We start from the raw sequence: 25915 nt of genomic DNA, 5'->3' as shown, positions 1-25915 counted from the left end.
CCCACACTAATTACAGTGTGAGCCAAACGAGCGAGGGGATTTTTAAACGATTAATTTACTGGGATAAACTCAATGCGATCTGCATTCCACTCCCAGGTTGAACTGGTAGAACCGGCAGAAATGATCCGCACTGTGTGAGCACCCTGACTGAGCTGAACACTGCTGCTTACTTCCAGCAAAGCAAACACATCCCAATTGTTATTGTTGGGCACGGTCTTTTTCGCTACCGACACACCATCCACCAACACTTCTATAGCACCGCCAGTTTGAGTGGTGCCGAGATAAGCATTGATACGATAGTTAGCGGTTGCAGTCACATTGATGCTGTAGTCCGCCCAGTCACCGGTTTGGTTGTAGTTAATAGCGCCTACACCCGCCGCGGTGGTGTACTTTTGGAAGCCTTGATAGCTGCCGCCAGTCGTAGCATAAGACTCCGCCTGCATTACCACCGGTGTTGCCACTGCCGCCGAACTTGAAGCGCGCGATGAAGAGGAAGGAGCAGCGACCGCCACTTGAGTGAACTCAATACGATCCGCATTCCACTCCCATGTCGATGCGGTAGTACCGGCCGAGATAATGCGCACGCTGTGTGCACCTGCAGTTAATTGCACACCAGTCGCTACTGCCAACTTGGCAAACACATCCCAATTGTTGTTATTGGCAACGGTCTTTTTCGCTACAGATACACCGTCAATCAACACCTCTATAGCACCACCGTCTTGTGTGGTGCCGAGGAAGGCATCAATACTATAGGTACCCGCACTGGTGACATTCAGGGTGTAATCGGCCCAATCGCCACGTTGGTTGTAGTTGATAGCCCCTACTCCAGCTGCCGTTGAGTATTTTTGGAAGCCTTGGTAAGTACCACCCGTCGCGGTATATGCCTCAGCTTGCAACACCAACTTCGAACCACCTGTTGCAACACTGGATGCCACACTGGATGCAACTGACGAGCTTGAGGATACAGGTATGGATGAGCGCGATGATGAACTCAATGAGACGAAAGAAGACAGTGGTGTCGATGAACGCGATGAAGATGACAACGGCATTGATGAAGGTGAAGAAGATGCCGGTGTCGATGAAGCAATTGACGATGCCCCACCAGTCGTCGCTTTCAAAATACGATAACCAATCTTATCCAGATTCCACTGATAGGCACCGCCAGCACCCACACTAAGTAAACGCAGCGTATGAGTACCCGCAGAATTAACCTGCAGACCATTGGTCACTACCGTTGTCACGTGCTGATCCCAATTGCCATTGTTGGGCAAAGATGAGCGGCCATTGGAAACACCATCCACCAGGAACTCCACACCAGCGCCATCCAAAGGTGTACCGGTTGCCAGCACCAACTGGTAAATACCCGCCTGCGCAAAGTTAATATCAAATTCCACCCAGTCACCGGTTTGGTTGTCATTGATATTGCCGGCACCGGTAGTGCTTTTCACAAAACCGCCATAGGCTCCGCCGGTGCGATTAAAAGCTTCGGCTTCGATGTAGGTCAACGTGGTATTGGAGGCAACAACTTCCACCTGGGTTTTACCGGTAAAGCCACCATCGTTACTGCGCCCGGTAATCTCGGCCACACCCAACCCAACACCTTTCACCAATCCGGTACTGCTCACAGTCGCGACTGCGGTATTGCTGGAGGTCCAAGTGACCGACTTATCGCTGGCATCAGCCGGAGTGAAACTGGTCTGGATTTGCAGGCTGTCATTTTGTGGGATCAAGGTGCTCGCGGGCGATATGGCCATCCCGGTCAACAACTTGGCTTTCACCTGAATGTTTGCCGTGCCCACTATGTTATTAGCGACTGTTTTTGCGGTAATGGTGACATTGCCTGCCTTAAGGCCAGTGACTACCCCTTGGGCATCCACCGTTGCAATGGTCGGATTAGAGCTGCTCCAGGTCACTTTACGGTTAGGCGCATGAATTGGCGTAACTGCCGCACTTAGCTGTTTGCTCGCGCCTATATAAAGAGGGTTAGGCAAACCCACCACAGAAACTGCAGCAGGCACCAACTGGCTGACAGATACCGAAGCCGTAGCAGTTAACGCACCGTCCACTGTTTTTGCGGTGATAGTGGCAGAACCTGGCTTGTTACCGGTCACCAAACCATTTTGATCAACACTGGCCACACTGGGGTTAGATGAAACCCAAGTGACGTTTTGGTTGGAGGCATTAGCCGGGCTAACACTTGGTTGAAGCGCTACCGATTGAGTTACCAACAGATTGCTGATGCTGGTTTGGCTCAGGCTCAAGCCAGTAACGGCCGTGCATGGGCTGCAAGCAGCGGGAATACTACGGGTAACTTGAGTATCCATATCCCACACCTGCACACTCACCGCCGCGACCTCACCCTGGGCAATCGTCGTTAACTGAATGTTGTTATTGCCGCTTGCACTTAAATAACTCACATCAAACGGAATCTCCAAAGTTGCCATGGAACGCCCGTTTCTTCTCGACTCATCACCGCGCCAATCGGTTTTCACCGGTACTGTATTGCCGTTAATGGTGAGCGATACGCGACTGTCGGACGAACCCGTCGCTATGCCGTTATTCATAAAGAAGGCGCCAGTCACACGCAGTTGCGCTTCACCTTTAGCCGGTTTGGGCACACCGTTCACCTGCGCATTCACACTGGCTGCCGATACGCGATAAGGGGCGTTGGCGGTCAGTGGTTCAGCCGGGTATTTCTGCTCTTTGCTATTGAGTGTTGGCGTTGGGTCATTGGTGTACTCAATATCCAAAATCACCGTTGCATCTGCACCAATGGTGATGTTTTTAGGCAGGCTGGTCAGAGTGGCATCTGCCAGAATCGGCTTACCTACGCCGTTGGCTGGATTGCTATCGTCATCAATGGCCTCATCCAGATACAAGTGGCGCATTTTGATGCTCTTGATCGCATTGCCGGTAATGCCCGCAAAGTTCATATCAACAGTGGTCGCCTGGGCTTCCAAGCTATTCAAAATGACATACATGTGTTTGCCCTTCACATAGGCATCCACTTGAATGTCGCGGTCACTGGCATAGGTATCTACACGGGTGCCGTCAACGTCACGCCACAATTCATACCATTTAATAGAAGGGTTAAAGTTCCATGTACAGTTAGTATAAGCCGTAGGTGTTTCGGTACAGGTTGAGTAGTCGCGATCCAACAGACTTTGGCCGTAAGGATGGGTTTTATCCTCATCGCCCCACTCACCCTTAACCACGATGAACGGCATAGACAAGGTGACGTAATCAGGGCGCTCCATAAATTGCATCATCATCTGCGAGAAAGGCTTGAGCACTTCCCAGCGCATACGCTGACGATCCAGCTTGGTGATATCGGTGCCAGTAATATTGCCGTATTCGGACATCACCACTTCTTTATGCTGGCCGAGCATTTTCATGTCGTACCATTCGAGCAAATCCAAAACACCTTCAGATTGGAAACCCGTGCGCAATGCGCCAGTGCGAGTCGATGCTCCATCCCAAGATGCCCAGTCATACAAATGGACTGAATAGAAATCCATATTTTTACCGGCGGCATCCATAAAGCCTTTCCAGATTACATCCCACTGATACCAGTCCGAACTCGGGCTTGGGCCATTGAGTGACATAGTGGGCGATTTATTGAAGCTGTTGATACGGATAGCATTTTTAATCGCTTCACTGCCTGCATCTGAGCCATAAAACATATTTAATAATGCATCGCCACGATTACGCGGCGAGCCTGTTGCAGTTGCATCACCCTTTTCCAAATCATGCAGACCCCAGGTCATACCGCCGATTTTGGGTGCCTTGTTGCCCAGCTTGGCGCGTACGGTATCGGCGACCACATTGTGAAACTCGAACAGATCTTCCCAAGTAGAAACATGCCCCTCGTGACTGGGGACGTTCATCAACATATCGGGTTCATTAATTACCTCCCAATACTTGGGCATAGGAATTGCAGTGGGGTCATTTTCGTATTGCACAAAAAATTTATTTAAAAATTCCGCATACCATTCTGCTGCATCCTGTGCAGTGCGTGGTCGCCAAGGTGTTTCACTGGTCAAGCCACCACCAAACCAGGAATACGAACTCCAGTTAGGGTAAGCAGGTCTGGGTTGCGAGCCCATAATTAATGAAGAGGTGCGCCCAAAATATTCCTGTGCATCGGCGTATTTGGTATCCAAATTTTCTTTGTATTGAGCAGAGAGGCTAGTCAACTGTGCCAGATTAGGTTTGTTGGCATAACCAAACGGAAATGGACTGGGTGTATCGGTAGAGCGCGCCTTATCACCACCGGTTTGACTGAAATAATACATAGACAAACCGTTATCGCGACCAAAGGTCACACCCAGACTCATGAGGTAATCGAGTTTGTCTTTTTCACCCAGGAAATCATTTTCCATTGGGCTGGCATGAATTGTAATGCGTCGCTCACGCCCAAAATCAGAGACACCATTGACTGAGTGTTTAATATTCGCGTTGATATCGACTTTAACGTTTTGCGCCAATGCTAAAGACGCCATGCTACCTAAAACCCCAGTAGTAATAGCGGCAATTGCAAGGCGGAGTTTATGTTGTTTAAACATAATTGCCTCTTTGATGAAATGATAATTATCGTTATTGGAAAAAGTACAACAGTTGAAGCACATAATTATTGTTATTAGTAATCGACCAAGACGACTCTTGTTACAGCGAATCACAGGCCCCCGCCGGTTGAATCCGCGCCAATGGCAGGCACTGCAATCTTACCTTGATAATTTTGCCATTAACATAACTTTGTTAACATTTTACATTTAATTATTAACTTTTTATTAAAGCCCCCCCCCTTCCGGGAGCCTGTTTCGCAGGGAATATACCCATAACGCTATTACACGCCCCCGCCATATACCCTGCCTTTATAGATACTCTCCGCCATAACTTTTGTTAACAATTAATATTTGACATTAAAAGAGAGTGCGCCGATTATACCTGCGCAAGGTAATGCGCAGTCATCAGGTTTTTCCACGTTTATACGGCTGCACCTTACTTTTGCTTCAACCATAAGACCTGTTTTGACCTTGAAATGGCTAAAACAACAAGTCGATAAAGACTATAAAAATGAACAACCAGTTAGGAGAGCGTTGTATGGCGATGATTATTCAAGACCGCTTTAAGCTAAAAGTGCTTTCAGCCGCAGTGATAGCTGCATCCAGTATCAATATTTATGCGCAAGATTCCGGCCCAATTGAAGAAGTCCTGGTGACAGGTATCAGAAGCTCACTCACCGGCGCAATGGAAACCAAGCGCCAAGCCAGCGGCGTAGTAGATGCCATCAGTGCCGAAGACATAGGTAAATTTCCTGACACTAACCTCGCTGAATCTTTACAACGCATTACCGGTGTATCCATCGACCGGAGCAACAATGAGGGTAACCAAGTGACCGTTCGGGGCTTCGGCCCCAGTTTTAATTTGGTGACGTTAAATGGCCGTCAAATGCCTAACTCATCCGCTTTGGACAGCACACCAATTTCGCGCAGTTTTAATTTCCGTGAAATTGCAGCAGAAAGTGTTTCCGGCGTAGAGGTGTATAAAACCGGCAAAGCAAATGTGGCCTCCGGTGGATTGGGCGCAACCATTAATCTGAAAACTGCCAAGCCGTTTGATTTTAATGAAATGGTTGCTCACGTGAGCGTGAAAGGTGTGATCGAGCCCACCGTTGAAACGGGCGATGAAGTAACACCGGAAATTTCCGGCATGATTAGCAATACTTTTGCCGATGGAAAATTTGGCGTACTTGCGTCCTACTCCTATGCAGAGCGCAACTTCCATGTCGATCGCATCGGCACACAAAATGGTTGGAGTCGCGGCTATCCCGGCCAACAAAACCCTGACACTAGCGCCATCAATACTGAGCGCAATCCCACTAAAGCAACCTGGCGTATTCCCACGGTTGACTTGGAAAATGCCAACTACGAGCGCACTCGTCAAAATGGCCAACTGGTATTGCAATTTGCCCCAATCGACAACCTGACCGCTACCCTTGATTACACCATGTCACGTCTTGAAGAAGACGGTGCGATGAATCGTATGAGCTTTTGGTTTGATGATGTACAAACTGGTAAAGCCGATGCCAATGGCACCATCATTAACCCGGCGCGCAACAACGATGAGTTGAACTTTTGGGCCTGGGAATACGGCTTTAATACTGAAAATGATTCTTTCGGCGCAAATGTAGAGTGGGACGTTAATGATCAACTGTCTTTCACTCTGGATGCACATGACTCCACCTCTCATGCAAACCCGGGTGCACAACCTGCCGAGCGCATCGCCAATACCAAAAACCCTTTTGGCGCAGTGGATATAGCAGCGGATTTCTCAGGCAAATTGCCCAGTGTTTCCTATGACGACTCAGGCTTAGCTGGCGGCGCCTACAACAAAGCCAATATTGTTGGCGATCTCTATCAAGAGCGCGGCCATGAACTGGAAAACAATATTCAACAAGTTCAATTGCACGGCGTATGGGAATTAGAAAATGCCGGGGCACTTTCAACTGTTAATTTTGGTGTAGCGCAAACCAAAAATACTGTCGATGTAAAAGACATTTACAGTGCTAACTTTGCGTTAAGCGGCATGGACTTGAGCAATCTGGATCTCAGTTTTGATAAAGGTGATATCGGCTTTGAATTTGTGCCGGTATTTAGCGCCAATGAGTTTATTGATTTAGTGTACGCACAAAATCTAAATAACCCAATGAACTACGGCACCAATGGTATTGAGGAAGAGACCAACGCGGCTTACTTGTCCTTTGATTTCGATACAGAACTTAATCAAATGCCAGTTAAAGCCAATCTTGGCCTTCGTTATGAAGAAACTGATGTTAGCTCCTACACCATCACCAAACCGGTGGTAGGTTTTAACTGGGTATCCCCCTTAGAGATGTCGAAGATTTACGCTGATACTGAGCAGTCAGACACACTCAAAGGTAATTACGATAACCTTTTACCAAATTTGGATCTCAGCCTGAATCTGCGTGATGATTTGGTAACACGTTTCTCGTACAGCAAAACCATTGCGCGCAGCAATATCGATGCAATGTATCCAGGTACTGACTTGGTTACTCACTTATCAACTGGCCCATTCAAAGCCAATCAAGGTAATCCAGGTTTATTGCCATTTGAATCCGAAAACTTTGATCTGTCTCTTGAGTGGTACTACGGCGAAGGCAGCTATGTGTCTGGTGGTTACTTCCGCAAGAAAGTGGATAACTTTATTGCGGTAGGCCAAGAAGATCGCATCATCAGCAGCCCTAATGGCCCACTGACCAACCCCAGTGCCAATCCGCGCCCCGGTTGCCCAGGCGGCTCAGTGGCCAACCCAACTCCAGCCTGTACATCGCAACCTGGCGATCAGGCAATTGTCTGGGAAGTTTCCACACCGCAAAACCTGAACGACTCTTTGGTTGATGGTTGGGAATTTAATGTGCAGCACATGTTTGGCGAATCAGGCTTCGGCACCATTGTTAACTACACCATGGTAGATAGCGATGACAGTTACGATGTCTACAGCTTGGAAAATGATTTGGCACTGCAAGGCTTGAGCGATTCCGCTAACTTTGTCGGCTTCTACGAAAAAAATGGTTTCCAAATTCGTATTGCCTATAACTGGCGCGACAAGTTCCTCTTGGCATCCGGCAATGAACCCGTCTTTACTGCGGCCTATGATCAAATTGATATCAACGCAAGTTATGAAATCAATGAAAATCTATCCGTCTTTATTGAAGGTTTGAACGTAACCGATGAAGCTACCCATCGTTACGGCCGTTGGACTAATCAAATCAAAGATTATGAGCAATACGGCGCTCGCTACAATGTAGGTGTACGCGCAAAATTCTAATTGTCAGTGTTTAACACCCAATGATGAATTAGCGCAAAAAAGGTCGCCTACTACTGGCGACCTTTTTTTTAACAACAAAACAGATCAAACAGATAATAAAAATAGCGGTGCAAATATGACAACAGCCATAAAATCCATTGTCATTGTTGGTGGTGGCGCAGCCGGTTGGATTACTGCAGGCACACTTGCAGCCAAAATATGCAACCATTACAGCGAAGGTATAAATATTTGCCTGGTAGAATCCCCCAAAACGCCGATCATTGGTGTGGGTGAAGGAACCTGGCCTACGATGCGCAACACCTTAAAAAAAATGGGGGTGCGTGAGACAGATTTTATTCGTGAATGTAACGTATCCTTTAAACAGGGGGCAAAATTTGTACATTGGTGCACCGGCCAACAAGACGATTTTTATTATCACCCGTTAGTTTTACCACAAGGTTTTTCCGATATTAATCTTGCGCCCCATTGGTTGGCCAACTCGCATAGCCAATCTTTTTCCAGCGCGGTCTGCGTACAGGAAGCGCTTTGTGAAGCTGGCTTAGCGCCAAAATTAATTACCACACCGGAATATTCCGCCGTTGCAAACTATGCCTATCATTTAGACGCAGGTGCATTTGCCGAATTTTTGAAAAAACACTGCACAACTAAACTCGGTGTTACCCATTTATTGGCCGATGTTATTCATGTAAATGCCGCCGACAATGGCGACATAACCTCAATTGCTACCGACACACAGGGCGATATTGCAGGCGATTTATTTATTGACTGCAGTGGCTTTAATTCCCTGCTGCTTGGCAAACACTACCAAGTGCCGTTTATATCCTGTAAAGATGTACTCTTTATCGATACTGCCTTGGCAGTCCACCTGCCCTATGAAAATGACCACAGCCCTATCACCTCGCACACCATTTCTACCGCGCAGGATTCCGGTTGGATTTGGGATATTGGCCTGCCAAGCAGACGCGGTATAGGCCACGTATTTTCCAGCGCGCACACCAGCGCAGATCAAGCCGAAGAAAAATTACACCAGTATCTCCGGCAATACTCTGCCAATACCGAACAACTGTCGGTGCGAAAAATTCCCATAACACCTGGGCACAGAGCAAAATTTTGGGAAAAAAATTGTGTCGCTGTGGGCTTATCCGCAGGTTTTCTTGAACCGCTAGAGGCATCGGCATTGGTATTGATCGAAATATCCGCCGCGATGATTGCCGACCAACTACCCGCAACACGCACTGCGATGGACATCATCGCAAAACGATTTAATGAAACATTTTTATATCGCTGGCAACGCATTATTGATTTTTTGAAGCTGCATTACACCCTCAGCAAACGCGACGACAGCGATTTTTGGCGAGACAATCGGCACCCCAATAGTATTCCAGAAAGCTTGCAAGAATTAATGACCTTATGGCGTTATCAACCGCCTTGGCATATGGATTTTGATCGTGCGGCTGAGGTATTTCCCGCCGCCAGCTATCAATATTTACTGTACGGAATGGGCTACACAACAGAGGCAAGCCCACAGGGAATGTCATCACGCAACCGACAACTGGCGCAAGAATTATTCAACAAAAATACAACTCTAGCGCAACAACTAAAAAATCAACTGCCCAGCAACAGAGAACTCATCAACAAAATAAAAGACTATGGCTTACAGCCCGTTTAATCCAACAACTCTTACCAACAATCGCGAGCACCTATGAGTAACTCCATTGAAATATTGAATTACCCAGCACACGCTCAACTGAAAGTCATTACCGGGCGTGGCGCTGAATACGGTGAAAATATTAATAACATTCCGGTGTTGATCCATGAGCTAAAAAATTTAGCCCATGAATACCCCCTGTGCTTTATGAAAGATCCAGACACAGGTCAATTTAATCTATATTCCCTATTAGGTTTTGCACCCGAAGAGAACCTCTATTTAGATAAAAATATATGGGACGCCAATTACATTCCACTGCATATCCAACGTCAGCCATTTATTGTTGGGCGCCACCACACAACTGAAAATGCTGAACAACCTAGCAAAGCACGCAACGATGGTTTTATTAGCATCAATACCCAGAGCAAACGTATTAGCCACACACAGGGAGAGCCGCTCTTTAATAGCGACGGCACACCGACCGCTTACTTAAATTCCATCAATGAATTACTGAGCCAATTAACACCCAGTGAAATACTGACAAAAGCATTTATTACCCAACTACTAAACCATCAATTGCTGGAAGCGGCACGTATTAATATCGCCTTTAACGATGGATCAATTTTTAGTTATGAAGGTATCTATACCATCAACACCGACAGATTAAATAGTTTAAGTGAAAAGGAAATAAACCAACTACAAGAGCAACATTTTTTAGCACCGACACAGCTAATTATCCATTCATTAAAGCAACTCCAACGACTTATCGATTTAAAAAACAATCGCTTACAAGGTAAGAAAAATGAAACGGCTTAACCTAATTACAACGCTTTTTATCATGACTTTCGCCATTACCGCCTGCACGCTAAAAAAACAGGAAAAAGCCGAAGGGTACTTCGCCCCGGAACTAAATCAAGCAATAGGATCAATTGAGATTATCGATAGTCGCGCCTTGCAGTTAATCGATCCAGCACAAAAAATCTTTATTCGCGCCGATGGATTTCGTTGGACTGAAGGGCCCTTATGGGTTGATAAATTACACGCGCTTTTATTCTCTGACATCCCCAACAATCGTATTATGCAATATCAACCCGGCACAGGAACTCTGCTCTATTTAGAGCCCGCTGGTGCAACTGCACTCTTCCCTGGCGATGACAATGGCGGCTCCAATGGATTGCTGCTCAATAACAAACAGGAATTAATTCTATTGCAACAGGGCGACCGGCGCGTTGCACTTATGACTACTCCATTAAATCACCCTGCCCCAAAGTACAAAAGTATTGCCAGTGAATTTCAAGGAAAACGGCTCAACAGCCCTAACGATGCCGTGCTCAGTCGCAGCGGAAATTTATACTTTACTGACCCACCCTACGGCTTGGCAGGTGGCATGAGCGACCAACGCAAAGCCTTAGGATTTCAGGGGATTTACAAAGTTACCAACTCGGGAGAACTGGCACTACTGGATGATCAAGTGAAATTTCCCAACGGTATTGGCCTCTCAACAGATCAGAAGACTTTATATATAGGCGTATCAGATCCAGAGCATCCCCATTGGTTAGTCTACGATCTGGATGAGCAGGGAAACACACGGAACAAACGTGTTTTTTATGATGCGAGTGAATTCAAAAATAATGCCAAAAACCAAGGCGTGCCCGACGGCATGGCAACACATTCATCCGGTGTTTTATTTGCGACAGGCCCCGGTGGCGTGTGGGTCTTTTCTCCGGCGGGTGAAGTGCTCGCTAAAATTCACACTGAAAAACTCACCGCCAACTGCACACTTTCCAGCGATGAAAAAACTTTGTTTATTACCGCGCACGACACCTTAATGAGCCTGTCATTAAAATAATGTGGCAACTTTTTCTATTAGTGTTTTTAACCGTTCAACCAAGCGCTGCGCTTCTTCTGGTGTACGCACCGGCGCAGCCAAACTCCCACCCACACCGATTCCTTTAGCACCTGAATTCGCCCAGCGTTCGATATTGAGCTCATTAATACCACCGACCGGAAAAAAAATCGTGTCGTTAAATGGTCCAAAAGCCAGAGACTTTAAATAATCAGGGCCCATTGGCTCAGCCGGGAATAGTTTAACAATATCAGCTTGCGCTTCAATTGCTGCCACAATTTCCGTTGGTGTGAATGCTCCCATCACAACTGGAACTTCTTGCTCATGAGCAACCTTTACAACCGCCGAACTGGTATTCGGCGTCACTAAAAATTGGGCGCCCGCAGCCATCGCTTGCTGCGCAAGCAATACATTGGTAATAGTACCCGCCCCTACCAAAACCTCAGGAAACTCGCTACGAATACGACTAATCGCCGCACAAAAGTTGGGCGTATTGGCAGTTACCTCTAATGCCTTTATTCCCGCAGCCGCCAAACATTGCACAATGGGAATAATATCTTCTGAGTGTTTTACTCGTAAAATGACAATTAGCTTTTCGGCAAGTAATTTGTTGACTCGTTCAAACTTCATCGCTGTATTCCACTATTAATCCAGCAGCCTCAGACTTTGGCTGCATCTACTACTTGCGCTCAACAAAACACGAATTAACGCACCACATAACCAGCAGTATTACCCCGCGCCACCTCATTAATTTCTGCCTCGCTCATCCAAGCCTGATCGCCATAACAATTGTGCGCCAGCGCAAAGGCGGCATTGGCAAAATCAATAGTTTGCTGCGCTGACCAGGCTTGCTGATAGCCGTACAAAACTCCTGCGGCGAATGCATCCCCTGTGCCTAATCGATCAAGAATATCTACCCGCAACTCGGTACTCTTAAACGAGTCGGCATTTTTCCTTAACAGTGAAGTGAGCGAATTAACTGAAGCGCTGTGATGAATACGGCTAGTAACGGCGGCATCTACATTAAATTCATCACCTAAAAATTCAGCCACAGCCTGAGCTTCTGCAAGTGCATCAGAATTAAAAAAATGATATCCAAATACATCACTGATAACACCTGCATTGGCAAATACCAAATCGCAATACTGCATAATTTGTTTAAAATAGTGCTTGGCAAATGCCGGTTCTGGCCAAAGACTGCGTCTGAAATTGAGATCAAAACTTACCCTGACCCCCATGCCATGTGCAATTTTTGCAGCTTTGATTGTCTCCAGTGCACATTGCTCTGAAAGTGCTGGCGTTATGCCACTCAAATGCAATCGCTGTTTACCCTGTAATATTTCATTCCAATTAAATTCATTTTCAACGATAGTTGAAATAGCGGAATATTTGCGATCATAAATCACTCGCGTTGGACGAAGCGAAGCACCCAATTCGATAAAATAGGTCCCCATGCGCTCTCCACCGAACAAGACATTATTCGTAGCTATACCGCAGCGATGGAGACTGGCAATAGCCTGTTCCGCAATTAGGTTGTCTGGCAATTTCGTAATGAAATCCGTCGCCACACCTAACCGCGCCAAGGCGGCCGCAACATTCGCCTCAGCCCCTGCAAAATCTACCGACAATTGCTGTGCCACCATGAGCCGCTGCTGTGGTTGCGCTGGGGTTAAACGCAACATAAGCTCACCAAAAAATGTAATGCTCAATTTATTTCTCCAGATTATCGGCTGATATGGGAACAATTTTTCCCACCAAAAAAACATAGGAAAATAAGCCTGCCAATGCCAAACCGGTAATCAATAATAGCGCAGGCTTAAAGTCACCATCTTGTACCAAATAACCAATTGCAATCGGCACCATAACGGCTGAAAGTCCACCAATAAAATTGAAGCATCCACCGACTAACCCCACCATTTTTTGCGGGGCAAGCAGTGACACAAAAACCCAGGCGATAGAGGTTAATCCATTACCAAAAAAAGCGATTGACAGGAAAAAAGTTGCCCAGGCAATACTATCGACATAATTTGCACCAATAACACCGGCAGATAATATAAAGCCAAGAATAATAGGCGCCTTTCTTGAAACCTCAGTAGAAACACCACGCCGCACCAAATAGTCTGACAAAAACCCAGCAAACAGAACGCCGCAAAAAGCAAATAAAAACGGAATAGACGCATAAATTCCAGTTTTTAAATCACTCAAGCCACGATATTCGGCTAAATAGGTAGGAAACCAGGTTAGAAAAAAAATTAAGGTTCCACCCAAACAGAACTGACCAATATAAATCCCCCAAAGTTTACGATTGGAGAAAGCTAATTTGATATTGCCCCAAGGAATTTCGATGGGTTCTTTTTTTGTTGTAGCCGGTGATGGTATGACTGCAGCGGGAGACTGAATTATTTTGTCACGATAAAAGTAGCGCCATACCAGTGCCCAAACAATTCCGATTAAGCCTGAAACAATAAATAACCCACGCCAGCCAAATAAATCTTGAATGAACGCTAATACAGGCATTAAAAATGCCAGCCCAATAAATTGACCTGAGGTATAAACAGCAATAGCGCCAGCACGCTCTTGCTCTGCGAACCATTGCGTCACAATTTTGTTATTGGCGGGATAGGATGGCGACTCAAATAAACCAATCGCCATACGGCACCCAACCAAAGTGGCAAAACTACTTACAACACCTTGAACTAAAGTCGCTAATGACCAGGCAACCAAAATAATGGGATATAAAATTCGAATGCGCAGTGCATCAACCAATAATCCACCAGGAATTTGCATAATTGAATAAGTCCAACCAAATGCCGAGAAAATAACTCCCATTTGCACCTTAGTTAATTCAAGATCTTGCGCAATAGCATTGGCAGCAACCGATATATTGGTTCTGTCCATGTAATTTATAACTACTGTTAAAAACAGCAGAATCAAAATTCCACTTTTACTTGCAGGTGCATTTTTTTGCATTATTTTATTCACCAATTGGTATAGGAGCCGTCCGGCTTTATAAGTCGCGGCGGCTCCCAATATTTGAAGGGAAGATTTTTGATCAACTGCTCATTTACATCTACACCCAACCCAGGATCGGCGGGAATACTGAAGCCATTAGCTTCCACTAATGGGCGATGAGTAAAAATTCGATCGAATTCAGACATGTCACCGTCGTAAGGCGACAATTCCAAACTCGCGAGATTGGAAATAGCGGCACAATAATGAATGGAGGCAGCCGTACAAATAGGGCTAAGTGGATTGTGTGGCATCATGTCCACATATTTTGCTTCACATAACGCGGTAATTTTCATCGCCTCAGTAAAACCACCCGCATTACAAATATCTACGCGAGCAAACTGGGTTAACAGCGGCTCCAAATAGCGAGAAAAATCCCACTTGCTGGTGAATTCTTCACCAATAGCAAAGGGTACATCTACCATAGTGCGCAACGCTTGATAGGCCGCAGGGGATTCATCGCGAATAGGTTCTTCAATAAAATCCAAAGTGCCGGCTGGCATCCGCTGACAAAAAGAAGCCGCTTCGGCCACGCTCAAACGGTGGTGATAATCCACCCCTAACATTATTTCACTCCCCAAAGCTTCGCGTGCCTGCGTGAGCCAATGAGATGATTTAGCAATCGATTTACGCACGTCAAATACAGTCGGCCTATGACTTACACCATGCTCACCGGTAGTCGCCCGAATGGTTTGCCAACCATCACTTTGTAATTGCAGTAGATGGTCAACAAAAGCGGGGCCAAAATCCAAGGTAGAAGTAACAAACAGCGGAATGCTGTTGCGCTGCTTGCCACCCAGCAACTGATATACAGGCACCTTCAAATATTTTCCGCAGGCATCGTGCAGAGCAATATCCAGGGCAGAAATTGCAGCAGCCAATACTCGCCCACCTTCAAAATAATGGCTCCGATACAACTCTTGCCACAGTGCACCTATATCTAATGCCGAGCGACCAATCAGAAATTGTTTAAAATGTTCAATAGCGCCTATTACCGCTTTTTCACGCCCTGATAAGCCTGACTCGCCCCAGCCATAGATACCCTCATCGGTCTCCACTTTAACCAAACAGACGTTGCGAAACCCCAGCCAAAAAGCATAGGTTTTAATATCCACTATATTCATTCTTTGCTCTGTATTAACGAATTAATTTTGACCAGTAATCTTCACTGGAAGATAAATGCAACGCTAATGCCTGCACTGATTGCGCCCCCTTGCCCGCACGCAGTGCGTCAATTATCTGCTGGTGCTCACCAATTGAATGCTCAATACGCGTACGACTGACCGCTAAATTTCCATGCATCGCAAGCAGCATTAACCGTTTTGTTTTCCAAATCTTTAGTGCACTCTTGTTGTAGTGATGGCGATACATTTCCCAATGAAATAAATTGTCTAAATGCAAAAAACCCACCCGATCATTAGTCGTTAAACCACGCATCTGCTGCAATAGTTGATCTAGCCTTGCCACATTTTCATCACTGTAATGATCCACAAACCAAGCCATAAAATACGGTTCGAGCAATTGCAGAATCTCAAATAGATCACGCATGCTGGTGTATTCAAAACTTGCCACACGCGCACCACTATTTTTTTGCGAGGTCACAAACCCTTCACCTTCTAGCTGCTTAAGGGCTTCGCGCACAGGGTTTACGCCGGTTCCATAGCGCTCGGCCAATTGAGCCGTAACCAAGCGATTACCACTTACAAAAGTTCCCAGAGCGATATCTGCCAATATTTGCTCTACCAGCCCCTGCTCCCGCCCCAAGAGCACCGAAAAAGCCAATTCCGTATCTACCAACGCCATCATTGCGCCTCATATTGCATACAATTAACATACTATTGTATACAATCTTAAATAATCAAGAGTTCTTTGGGTTGTCCGATAAATAAGTGCAACTTACAAAACCTTACATTGTAAATTGTTGACATAACCACCATTAACTAAGAAGAATCCAACTCTCTGAAAGATCACGCGAGCCACTACCAACCCAAAAGAGGAGATAAAAATGAAAAAAAATCAACTACGTTTAATCAAGCAGATACTTGCTGGCACTCTGGCGGGGTTGTCACTCAGCTGCGCCGCCAATCAAGATTCCCCAATTGGCAGCGTCGAAAACTTTGATAGTTTTTCGCTGAATAAAGCTGTGGAAAATAACGTCAAGGCAAGCTTGATAGAGGGACAAGAGAAAAAATATGGCAAGGCATTAAAACTGGTATTCGAGCCGCGCGAGGAATCCACAATTGAGCTACCTACTCCCGCACAAGGTTATTGGAATTGGGAATACGCAGGTGATTTAAATCTGGCACTGGATGTTACCAATCCAGGCAGCCAATCATTTCAATTTTGGCTGACATTAATGGATGCAAGCGGCCGCAAACAAGAGCGCAGCGCAGTGATTAATGCGGGGCAATCTGCCCGTTTTTATGCACTCTTAACCGGGCGTGTTGCCAATGCGCAAACCGGCATGCGTGAAACTCCACCAGCATGGCAAACCAGCGAAGAGAAATTGGCGTGGCGCTCAGGCGATCGCGATTTTGATTTCACTAAAGTGACTAAAATTATTTTCAAAGCTTACGCCCAATTTGAAACCAATACCTTAATTGTGGACAACCTAGAGCTGCGTGTTAATCCAGCCCAAGATCCTGAATATCTGGTAGGGATAGTCGATAAATTTGGTCAAGCCGCCAAAAAAAATTACCCCACTAAAATTCATTCAGAAAAACAATTAAAAGCAGCGGCAGATGCCGAGTTAGCCAGTTTGGCCAATGCCAAACAACCGGAAGACAGATCGCGTTTTGGTGGCTGGAGCAAAGGCCCTAAATTGGAAGGCACAGGTTATTTCCGCACCGCAAAAGTAGATGGCCGCTGGTGGATGGTAGACCCGGAAGGCTATTTGTTTTTTTCCAGCGCTATCGCCAATGTACGTATGGCCAATTTGGAAACCATCACCGGTTATGATTTCAACGATGCCAGCGTGCGCAAAATAGATCCGGAAGAATTAACCCCGGAAGACTCGCGCGATATTATTCCTGTCGGTAAAAAATCCTTGAATTCGCGCTTTCTCGCGTCGCCTTTGCGCCGAGAAATGTTTGAATGGTTGCCTCCTTACGATCACGAGCTGGGCGAACACTATGGCTACCGTCGCACAGTGCACCAAGGCGTACTCGAACAGGGCGAAGTCTACAGCTTTTACAAAGCCAATCTGGAACGCCGCTACGGCCAAAGTTCACCCAATTCCTACATAAAAATCTGGCGCGATGTGACTCTGGATCGTATGGTCGACTGGGGCTTTACCTCATTTGGCAATTGGATTGATCCCATGTTTTACGACAACCAGCGCATGCCATTTTTTGCCAACGGTTGGATTATTGGCGACTTTAAAGTGATCTATTCCGGGCAAGACTATTGGTCGCCGCTACCCGATGTTTACGACCCGGAATTTAAACGTCGCGCGCATTTGACTATTAAACAAATTGCTCGCGAAGTAAAAAATACGCCCTGGTGTGTCGGCGTATTTGTCGATAATGAAAAAGGTTGGGGCTCGATGAAAAATGACCGCGCTCACTTCGGCGCTGTCTATTACGCACTCAGCAGAACTGCCGATGAAAGCCCTGCAAAGAAACAATTTACCCAATTGCTCACTAAAAAATACGGCGATATAGCGACGCTTAACCAAGCCTGGGGAACGAAGATTGACTCATGGTCAAGTTTTGCAACTGGCATCACTATGGACAAGTTGAATGATGCTTCTCGCGCAGATTTTTCTATGCTCTACGCCGATTACGCAGAAACCTATTTCCGCATTGTCAGCAGCGAACTAAAACGCGCCCTGCCCAACCATATGTACATGGGTGTAAGAATCGCCGCCGAATGGGGTATGCCGACTGAAGTGGTCGCCGCTGCAAAAAAATACAGCGATGTATTGAGCTTTAATAATTATCGCGAAGGCATGCACCCTGACACTTGGGAATTTTTAAAAGATTTGGATTTTCCCACCATCATCGGTGAATACCACATAGGCTCAACGTCGGATACAGATTTTTATCATCCAGGATTAGTGATTGCTGCCGACCAAACTGACCGCGCAAAAATGTATGAAAACTACATGAATAGCGTAATCGACAACCCTTATATGGTGGGCGCGCATTGGTTCCAATATATTGATGACCCAGTCACCGGCCGCGCATATGATGGCGAAAATTACAACGTAGGCTGGGTAAGTAATACCGATATTCCCTATCAACCCATGGTGGATGCTGCCAAGCGGGTGAATAAATCACTCTATAAACGTCGCAGTAAAATAGCGCCCATACAATAATTACCGAAAATCATTGCGGCAATAAAAGCGTCAGACCTACGACTGACTCAATCATTGAACTTGAGCAAGTTGTCGGTCTGGCGTTTTTTATGAACTGTAAACATCGGCAATATTTAAACAAACGCTTACACAATAAAAAACCTGAACTTAAATTGCCACCCGCGGTACTAGGTTGGTCGCAATTTAAGCTCAGGTAGTTGGTAACTTAATTAGCTAAATAACAGTATTTTACCTTAGCGAATATTCGCTTTGAGCGCAGCAGTTGCTTCGCGGATATTGTCTTTGCGCAATGCATCACTAATCGCCCTATGCTCATTAACGCAATCCACTGGCTTGGTGATTCGTTTGTAGTTCATGCGCATACGCAAAATAATAGGCTGCCATAAGTTAACCAGCTCTTCCCCACCTGCTTTCATAACCAGATAGCGATGGAAGTCCATGTCAGCCTTTGTCACTTCTGTATAATCTTCGTTATCAAAAGCATCTTGTAGGCGATCCAGAATTGCATCAATTTCAGCAAAATCTGCTTCCTGCAACTTGCCCTTCAAACTTTTTAACGCGTGAAGCTCAATTTTGGTTCGGATATCGATCATCAGCTCCTGTAGTTCTGGTGAGAGCACGCTATTCACTGAAACACCGCAATTATTTTTGGCGACCAGCAATCCTTCTTTGGTGAGTTGCAGCAATACATCGCGAACTGGGCCGCGTGAAACACCAAAGCGCTCAGCCAAAGCCACTTCATTTAATTTGGCGTTGGGTGGCATATCCCCCGCAATAATGTCCGATCTGATTTGATCAGCAATTTGATCCCGAACCGGAATGATTTTTTTTGTTTCTTTCATGATCTGGATGACCTTTCGCAAATAGCCTTATTGGATAGTGATATAAGGCTAAGCTATTTGCAGACATTAGACAATAATCTCTGCAAATAACAATGGGTAGATGTGACTATTTGCTTCCAAAAAGCACACCTACCCATTGAGCCCGGCCATTATAAAACGGCAGATTAACGACTTATTTCTCACTTAAATAAACAGTTTTCTTTTCCAAATATTGTTCCAAACCGTACTTGCCATCTTCACCGCCAGCGCCGCTCATTTTCCAGCCATTATGGAAGCCTTGATGCTGCTCGCCAATACCGCGATTGACATAGACCTCCCCTACTTCCATTTCCGCGATAGAACGATGGATGTAGTTCAAGCTCTGGGTAAATAAATAGGCCGAAAGACCGTACTCACTGTCATTAGTGTAAGCGATGGCCTCATCAATACTGCTAATTTTCACTATCGGTAAAATAGGACCAAAGGTTTCTTCATGAACCAAAATATTATCTTGTTTCACATTCACCAAGACTGTTGGCTCATACCAATTACCCTGTTCAAAACCAGGCACTATCGCAGGTTTACCGCCACAGGCTAATTCAGCCCCTTGCGCCAAACCCTGTTTTACCAACCCATCGATTTGCTCGATTTCACGGCGATTAACCTTGGGGCCCATTTGCGTCGCAGGATTCATTGGGTCGCCCACCTTCAAGGCCTTCACCTTGGGCACAAACTTGGCAACGAAATCATCGTACACATTCTCATGTACATACAAGCGCTCAGCACAGGTGCACACTTGTCCGCAGTTGGCAAAACGGGCCCAGAGCGCCTCTTCGGCAGCCAACTCCAAATCGGCATCTTCCATCACAATAAACGGTGCTTTTCCGCCCAACTCCAACATCACAGGGGTTAAATGCTGCGCACTGGCTTTATAAATAATTTGCCCAGCTCGCGTACTACCGGTCATGGTAATTAAACGAGTGATCGGGCTTTCACACAAATGCTGCCCCACCACCGAACCAGAACCATTGACGATATTTAACACCCCCGCAGGAATGCCAACATCATTGGCAATACGACCCAACTCCATAGTAGTTAACGGAGTTTCCTGAGTCGGCTTAATAACAATGGTGTTGCCTGTTATTAACGCAGGGCCAATTTTTCGGCCTGCCAATGCCAGTGGAAAATTCCAGGCAGTAATCGCCACCACAACACCGCGCGGCACTTTGTGGATGTAGATTTTTTCATTGGGTTTATCGGAGGGCAAAATATCGCCTTCTATCGTGAGTGCATTGTCGCAGGCGTATTCGATAAACGTGGCCGTTGCAGTTACTTCACCGCGCGCCACATCGAGCAACTTGCCCTGCTCTTGCACCAACATAGTAGCCAGCAATTCAGTTTCATTGCGAATAGCCTGCGCAAATTTACGCAGCAATGTTGCACGCGCACGCGCGGTAAGGGCAGCCCAAGGCTTTTGTGCTGCCTGCGCAGCCTCTAATGCATCTTGTGCATCCTCTTTGCAACCTTCGGGGATGCGGCCAATTTCAGCACCCGTGCTTGGGCTGTAAACAACAATATGCCCAGCCGCTTTTGATGGCACATATTGGCCATTAATAAAGTTGAGATCATTTTTCATGGTGCTTATCTCCCCATCCAGCCACCGTCAACCAACACGGTGCTGCCATTCATATAGTTAGAGGCGCTTGATGCCAAAAAGACAACCGGCCCTTTAAAATCTTCCGGTGTGCCCCAGCGGCCCTGCGGAATACGACTAAGAATAGACGCAGAACGATCTTTGTCATTACGCAAAGCTTCTGTATTATCGGTAGAGATATAACCAGGCGCAATTGCATTCACATTAATACCCTGTGATGCCCACTCATTTGACAGCGCCATCACCAACTGGCCTAAAGCACCTTTACTTGCCGCATAGCCAGGCACAGTCACACCACCCTGATAGGTTAACAATGAAGCAGTGAAAATAATTTTTCCGCTTTTGCGCGCAAGCATGGTTTTACCAATTTCACGGCTCAAAATAAATTGCGAGTTCAGATTTACATTGATCACCTGATCCCAATACTCATCGCTATGCTCGGCCGCAGGGGCGCGCAAAATTGTACCGGCATTATTGACCAGAATATCAATTACCGGATGCTCTGCTTTTACTTTTTCAATAAAGGCATAAAGACTGTCGCGATTACCAAAATCACATTGATAAGCACTGAATTTTTTTCCGGTAGCCGTTACCGCTTTTTCAATCTCTGAGCCTTGCAACTCCAGTGATGCAGATACACCAATAATATCTGCACCCGCTTCTGCCAAGGCCACCGCCATTGCTTTACCAATGCCGCGCTTGCAGCCAGTGACCAAAGCGACTTTACCGTTTAAGCTAAATTGTTCCAACATAATCGTGATTACTCCGCGCAAGACACAAGGGCTTTCATACCAGCAGGATTGTTATCCATGCTCGCAAAAGCGCTGCCAATGTTGTTCAAGCTAGATACCGAACTAATGAATGGCTCCAGTTTGACTTTACCGGATGCAACCAATTCAATGGCCATATCAAAGTCAGCCGCTTCGTAAACGCGCGCGCCCACTAACTCCAGTTCTTTCCAGAAGAATTGGAACAAATCCACTTCAGGCTTTTGTGAGTGAATCGCCACCATACAAATACGACCGCGCACCGAGGCAATCTTGGTCATAGCTTCAATCGCCGCTTTCACACCAGACACTTCAAACACAACATCTGCGCCCTTGCCGTTGGTCCACTCTTTGACAGCTGCATCTAAATCTTGCTCAAGCGGATTAACGGTTTTAATACCATTTTTCTGGGCAAATTCATTGCGCACCTGATTCACTTCCGAAATCATGACCTCAGCGCCAACACTTTTTGCTACCAATGCAACCAACTGACCAATGGGGCCGCCACCAATCACAACCGCTTTTTCACCAGCCGTTAAACGCGCACGGGAAATATCGTGCACCGCTACCGACAGTGGCTCAATCAGCGCACCTTGTTTTAAGTCAATATTCTCAGGCAGTTTGTGCAAAGTGCGCGCCTTTACAGTCCATGAATTTTGGAAAGCGCCCGGGCTATCGATACCCATAAATTTTAATTTGTGGCACACATGGCTGTGGCCTGCAGCACACGCAGGACACTCGCCACAATAATCGAGCGGGCGCACAACAACGCGATCACCAATGGCAAAACCTTTTACATTGGCTCCCATCTCAACAATGGTGCCCGACATTTCATGGCCGATAATTTGCGGCGGTGCAACGCGCTGATCCATAACACCGTGATAAATGTGCATATCCGTTCCACAGATACCTACAAACCCTACTTGCAAACGCACTTCATCCGCAGCAGGAGCAACCATTTGACCTTCAACAACCTGAAAGCCTTTATTACCAACATATTGAGCAGCTAACATAATTTCGATCCCCTCAGGATTGTTTGATTAAATGTGGACGTAATAATTTTTCATCAAATGTCACACCGGTTCCCGGCTCATCGGAAGCGATTGCAAGGCCATCGGCGATCACAATTGGACGCGTGGTGTAAACATCAATAGGAAAGGAGTGAACTTCTAGATAACCCGCGTGCGGCTGGGAAGACATCAGCGATACATGCAACTCATGCATGCCGTGACTGCAAACAGGCAAGTTGTGCGCGTAAGCAAGCTCAGCGACTTTTAACCAGCCGGTGATGCCACCGATATTGGATGCATCTGGCTGCAAGAAACCTAATTTGGCTTGTCTGATGGCATAGGTAAACTCATGGATGGTGTGCAGATTTTCACCCATCGCCAAAGCGATGTTAATGCTGTCTGCAATCCGGCCATAACCTTCATAGTCATCGGGAATGGTTGGCTCTTCAAACCAGGTGATATCGTACTGCTCTATCGCCCGGCCAAAACGAATAGCTTTTTCAACGGTCATTGAATAATTGGCATCGACCATAAAGGTGGTCTGCTTACCAATTAGTTCACGAACCGCAGCAACGCGCGCAACATCTTCTTTGTAATTGTCTTTACCGACTTTGATCTTTACCGCGTTAAAACCGCGATCCAAATAACTATCGATATTCTTCAATAGTTTTTGTTCGCTGAAATTCAAATCAATTCCACCCGCATAGCAGCGGGTTTTATTACTGGCGGCGCCAGCCAATTTCCACAAAGGCAAATTCAAGCGCTTACAGCGAATATCCCACAGGGCGATATCGACCGCAGAAATTGCAAAACTAACCAAACCGCCGCGACCCACATAGTGCAGGTGCCAACCCAAATCCTCCCAAATTGCATGAATATCCGATGCATCACGACCAATCAGCATTGGCTTTAGTTCGTCATCCAAAAGTGAGTAAATGGCGCGTCCGCCCTTGCCGCCGGTATAAGTGTAACCAACACCTTCGGTGCCATCCTGACAATAGATGCGGCACACCAGCAATTCAAAGCAGGTGTGATCGCCGTGTTTTGCATCGGATAACACCTCGGCCAGTGGCACTTGGTAGTATTCAACTTTGACGGCTTTGATATGTGTTGCAGAGAGTTCGTTGTGACTCACGCAAGAAATTGTATTTAGCATAGACCTATCCTGATGCATTTGTTTATTGTTAACAATCTACACTCAGGATAAACACTTGTAAAGGAGAAAAGTCTGATAATTTCAAAAGTGGGATACGGAAATGCAATAACGATAGAAAAGCACTAAAGCGCGAGGTAATACTTACCAATACGGCCAGATGGCGGCACTTTTTGCCTACATCTGGCGAGCGATAAGAGACTAAACAGAAGAGATAAAAACAGCGGCGATCAATAACCAGGGTTTTATTTGACGGCGACAAGTTGACTCTCGATTTCCTCCAAACTTTTCCCTTTGGTTTCCGGCACCATTTTTAGAACAAAAATAGCACCCAACACGCAAAAGCAGGTATAGATCAAAAATGTGACCGCAACACCCTGAACCTCTATCTGCCACGGGAACAATGTAGGCACCAATACGCCACCAAAGAGTGTACAGACCAGCGCACAAACAGGAATGGCAACACCCCTGATGCGCGTAGGAAATATTTCGGAAAACAAAATCCACATGACTGGGCCTAAGGAAAAGTTAAATGCCGCCACAAAACTAATTAATCCAATAAACACCAGCACACCCTGCATATGCGCAGCCGTATTCAGCAAATCAACCTGAAGTGAACCCAGCGCTGCCGATCCTAAATGAGTCACCAATGCCCCTTTAAATTCCAGATCACTGGCATACTCAACCCCAAACATAGGGGCCAATAGTGACGTATCAATCCGATCAGCGAAGGCTGCGACGGATTCTGCGCTCAACATATAAGTCGCCCCCGCAAAACAATAAGTCACCACTCCCATGCTCACAGCAGCCCAGACCGAACCCCAGAGCAAAATAGGACGGCGCCCCATGCGATCAATCATCACCAGCGCCAGAAATGTAAAGAACAACCCTATAGCACCAACCCATACGGTTTGCTGAAAGGCGCTTGCATCGCCACCGCCCACCTGCGAAAAAATAAATGGCATATAACCTAAAACAGCATTCATACCGCACAAAGATTGCAACATGGCCGCACCAGCGCCAATGAATAGCGCGATACGCAACCTGGATTTAAACAACAACCCCAGCTGCTCACTCACACTCAGCGAATGCTCAGCACCTTTTAAGTTGTCACAAATCTGATTAAATTGCTGGGCAACCATGTCAGCGGGTGCAATTTTGACAATTACCGCTTCCGCCTTATGCTTCTTACCATTCATCACCAGCCAACGCGGGCTCTCCGGAATCAAAAAGAGCAATAAAAACCAAACCAGCGCAGGTAAAATCTCCAACCCTAACATCCAACGCCAACTGGTCAGCTCGGTCAAACCAATCCAATTTGCCCAAGCCGGTTGCGAACTAATTACGGTCACTATGTAGAAATTTAATAGCTGCGCAATAAAAATCCCCACAACAATATTCATTTGATTCAGGCCAACCAACTTGCCACGCAAGTCTGGTGGGGCAATCTCACCAATGTACATTGACGCAAGCGTAAGCGACGCAAATGCTAAACCGCCTAAAAAGCGCGCAGCAAAAAGCGTCTCAAAACTAACAGCAAATGCCGACCACAACGCAGAGATTAAATACAATGCAGCAATGAACAACAGGGTATTTTTACGCCCAAATCGCTCACAAAAATAACCCGCACAAAGAAGTGCAACAATTGACCCAAGCCCCGTAGAACCACCAACAATGGCACCCACTTGAAAAGCGGTTAAATTAAATTCAGCAATAATGTATTTAATGGTGCCGGAAATCAGCGCTATATCCAGGCCAAATACAAATCCACCCAGAGCCACAATAAAGGAAAAGAAAAATGCGTTTCTATTTGCTCTCTGCATATCTAATTACCACTC

The 25915-nt window shown here is 46.2% G+C and carries 17 protein-coding genes; 5 read left to right on the top strand and 12 right to left on the bottom strand.

All coding sequences use genetic code 11. The features are described from left to right. Positions 1–50 precede the first annotated feature (50 nt). Complete coding sequence (locus J2X05_RS06280) at positions 51–4565, bottom strand: Ig-like domain-containing protein (RefSeq protein WP_310070173.1); 4515 nt, start codon at positions 4563–4565, stop codon at positions 51–53. Between the two features lie 511 nt (positions 4566–5076). Here J2X05_RS06280 and J2X05_RS06275 point away from each other — a divergent pair. From J2X05_RS06275 to J2X05_RS06260, 4 genes are all read left to right on the top strand, one after another. Then, on the top strand, positions 5077–7851 hold the full coding sequence (locus J2X05_RS06275) for a TonB-dependent receptor (RefSeq protein ID WP_310070171.1): 2775 nt from the start codon (positions 5077–5079) through the stop codon (positions 7849–7851). A 115-nt stretch (positions 7852–7966) separates the two neighbouring features. Further along, positions 7967–9520 carry a tryptophan halogenase family protein gene (locus J2X05_RS06270; RefSeq protein WP_310070168.1) on the top strand — a complete coding sequence of 518 codons (1554 nt, stop codon included), beginning with the start codon at positions 7967–7969 and terminating at the stop codon, positions 9518–9520. Positions 9521–9553: 33 nt separating this feature from the next. Next, entirely contained in the window at positions 9554–10315 is a 762-nt protein-coding gene (locus J2X05_RS06265; RefSeq protein WP_310070164.1) for a SapC family protein, read from the top strand. Further along, positions 10302–11348: an SMP-30/gluconolactonase/LRE family protein gene (locus J2X05_RS06260; RefSeq protein ID WP_310070161.1), complete on the top strand. Its 1047-nt coding sequence runs from the start codon at positions 10302–10304 to the stop codon at positions 11346–11348. Before J2X05_RS06265 ends, J2X05_RS06260 begins: the two co-directional genes overlap by 14 nt. On the opposite strand, the gene J2X05_RS06255 is transcribed toward J2X05_RS06260, so the two are convergent. From J2X05_RS06255 to J2X05_RS06235, 5 genes are all read right to left on the bottom strand, one after another. After that, positions 11340–11975 carry a bifunctional 4-hydroxy-2-oxoglutarate aldolase/2-dehydro-3-deoxy-phosphogluconate aldolase gene (locus J2X05_RS06255; protein WP_310070159.1) on the bottom strand — a complete coding sequence of 212 codons (636 nt, stop codon included), beginning with the start codon at positions 11973–11975 and terminating at the stop codon, positions 11340–11342. The genes J2X05_RS06260 and J2X05_RS06255 overlap by 9 nt on opposite strands. Before the next feature lie 74 nt (positions 11976–12049). Continuing rightward, positions 12050–13111 carry a sugar kinase gene (locus tag J2X05_RS06250; RefSeq protein ID WP_310070157.1) on the bottom strand — a complete coding sequence of 354 codons (1062 nt, stop codon included), beginning with the start codon at positions 13109–13111 and terminating at the stop codon, positions 12050–12052. After that, positions 13056–14315 (bottom strand): MFS transporter, encoded by a 1260-nt coding sequence (locus J2X05_RS06245; RefSeq protein ID WP_151030854.1) that lies wholly within the window; start codon positions 14313–14315, stop codon positions 13056–13058. Before J2X05_RS06245 ends, J2X05_RS06250 begins: the two co-directional genes overlap by 56 nt. 8 nt (positions 14316–14323) lie before the next feature. Beyond that, complete coding sequence (locus J2X05_RS06240) at positions 14324–15478, bottom strand: mandelate racemase/muconate lactonizing enzyme family protein (RefSeq protein ID WP_151030853.1); 1155 nt, start codon at positions 15476–15478, stop codon at positions 14324–14326. Positions 15479–15491: 13 nt separating this feature from the next. After that, entirely contained in the window at positions 15492–16160 is a 669-nt protein-coding gene (locus J2X05_RS06235) for a GntR family transcriptional regulator (RefSeq protein WP_151057329.1), read from the bottom strand. 199 nt (positions 16161–16359) lie between these two features. Between J2X05_RS06235 and J2X05_RS06230 the strand changes: the two genes are divergently transcribed. Then, a complete protein-coding gene (locus J2X05_RS06230; protein ID WP_151057327.1) occupies positions 16360–18672 on the top strand; it encodes a beta-galactosidase in 2313 nt (770 codons plus the stop codon). Positions 18673–18905: 233 nt separating this feature from the next. Here J2X05_RS06230 and J2X05_RS06225 read toward each other — a convergent pair whose 3' ends face one another. The 6 genes from J2X05_RS06225 to J2X05_RS06200 form a co-directional block, all read right to left on the bottom strand. Continuing rightward, entirely contained in the window at positions 18906–19514 is a 609-nt protein-coding gene (locus tag J2X05_RS06225) for a GntR family transcriptional regulator (RefSeq protein WP_151057326.1), read from the bottom strand. A 172-nt stretch (positions 19515–19686) separates the two neighbouring features. After that, positions 19687–21129: an aldehyde dehydrogenase gene (gene aldA / locus J2X05_RS06220; RefSeq protein WP_151057324.1), complete on the bottom strand. Its 1443-nt coding sequence runs from the start codon at positions 21127–21129 to the stop codon at positions 19687–19689. A gap of 5 nt (positions 21130–21134) precedes the next feature. Further along, positions 21135–21899 carry an SDR family oxidoreductase gene (locus tag J2X05_RS06215; protein ID WP_049629444.1) on the bottom strand — a complete coding sequence of 255 codons (765 nt, stop codon included), beginning with the start codon at positions 21897–21899 and terminating at the stop codon, positions 21135–21137. 8 nt (positions 21900–21907) lie between these two features. After that, entirely contained in the window at positions 21908–22927 is a 1020-nt protein-coding gene (locus tag J2X05_RS06210) for a zinc-dependent alcohol dehydrogenase (protein WP_151057322.1), read from the bottom strand. A 13-nt stretch (positions 22928–22940) separates the two neighbouring features. After that, positions 22941–24080, bottom strand: coding sequence for a mandelate racemase/muconate lactonizing enzyme family protein (locus J2X05_RS06205; protein WP_040391650.1), 1140 nt, complete (start codon positions 24078–24080; stop codon positions 22941–22943). A 242-nt stretch (positions 24081–24322) separates the two neighbouring features. Beyond that, positions 24323–25900, bottom strand: a complete 1578-nt coding sequence (locus tag J2X05_RS06200; RefSeq protein WP_310070145.1) for an MFS transporter — start codon at positions 25898–25900, stop codon at positions 24323–24325. Between the last annotated feature and the right edge of the window lie 15 nt (positions 25901–25915).

This window comes from Cellvibrio fibrivorans (assembly GCF_031457055.1).
Classification (GTDB): domain Bacteria; phylum Pseudomonadota; class Gammaproteobacteria; order Pseudomonadales; family Cellvibrionaceae; genus Cellvibrio; species Cellvibrio fibrivorans.
Note: the sequence above shows the minus strand (reverse complement) of the source record. Positions and strands in the feature narration are given on the sequence as shown.

Excerpts from the sequence above, each read along its gene's own strand:
- J2X05_RS06280 (WP_310070173.1), bottom strand. The coding sequence starts at position 4,565 with ATGTTTAAACAACATAAACTCCGCCTTGCAATTGCCGCTATTACTACT.
- J2X05_RS06275 (WP_310070171.1), top strand. The coding sequence starts at position 5,077 with ATGAACAACCAGTTAGGAGAGCGTTGTATGGCGATGATTATTCAAGAC.
- J2X05_RS06270 (WP_310070168.1), top strand. The coding sequence starts at position 7,967 with ATGACAACAGCCATAAAATCCATTGTCATTGTTGGTGGTGGCGCAGCC.
- J2X05_RS06265 (WP_310070164.1), top strand. The coding sequence starts at position 9,554 with ATGAGTAACTCCATTGAAATATTGAATTACCCAGCACACGCTCAACTG.
- J2X05_RS06260 (WP_310070161.1), top strand. The coding sequence starts at position 10,302 with ATGAAACGGCTTAACCTAATTACAACGCTTTTTATCATGACTTTCGCC.
- J2X05_RS06255 (WP_310070159.1), bottom strand. The coding sequence starts at position 11,975 with ATGAAGTTTGAACGAGTCAACAAATTACTTGCCGAAAAGCTAATTGTC.
- J2X05_RS06250 (WP_310070157.1), bottom strand. The coding sequence starts at position 13,111 with ATGTTTTTTTGGTGGGAAAAATTGTTCCCATATCAGCCGATAATCTGG.
- J2X05_RS06245 (WP_151030854.1), bottom strand. The coding sequence starts at position 14,315 with ATGCAAAAAAATGCACCTGCAAGTAAAAGTGGAATTTTGATTCTGCTG.
- J2X05_RS06240 (WP_151030853.1), bottom strand. The coding sequence starts at position 15,478 with ATGAATATAGTGGATATTAAAACCTATGCTTTTTGGCTGGGGTTTCGC.
- J2X05_RS06235 (WP_151057329.1), bottom strand. The coding sequence starts at position 16,160 with ATGATGGCGTTGGTAGATACGGAATTGGCTTTTTCGGTGCTCTTGGGG.
- J2X05_RS06230 (WP_151057327.1), top strand. The coding sequence starts at position 16,360 with ATGAAAAAAAATCAACTACGTTTAATCAAGCAGATACTTGCTGGCACT.
- J2X05_RS06225 (WP_151057326.1), bottom strand. The coding sequence starts at position 19,514 with ATGAAAGAAACAAAAAAAATCATTCCGGTTCGGGATCAAATTGCTGAT.
- aldA (WP_151057324.1), bottom strand. The coding sequence starts at position 21,129 with ATGAAAAATGATCTCAACTTTATTAATGGCCAATATGTGCCATCAAAA.
- J2X05_RS06215 (WP_049629444.1), bottom strand. The coding sequence starts at position 21,899 with ATGTTGGAACAATTTAGCTTAAACGGTAAAGTCGCTTTGGTCACTGGC.
- J2X05_RS06210 (WP_151057322.1), bottom strand. The coding sequence starts at position 22,927 with ATGTTAGCTGCTCAATATGTTGGTAATAAAGGCTTTCAGGTTGTTGAA.
- J2X05_RS06205 (WP_040391650.1), bottom strand. The coding sequence starts at position 24,080 with ATGCTAAATACAATTTCTTGCGTGAGTCACAACGAACTCTCTGCAACA.
- J2X05_RS06200 (WP_310070145.1), bottom strand. The coding sequence starts at position 25,900 with ATGCAGAGAGCAAATAGAAACGCATTTTTCTTTTCCTTTATTGTGGCT.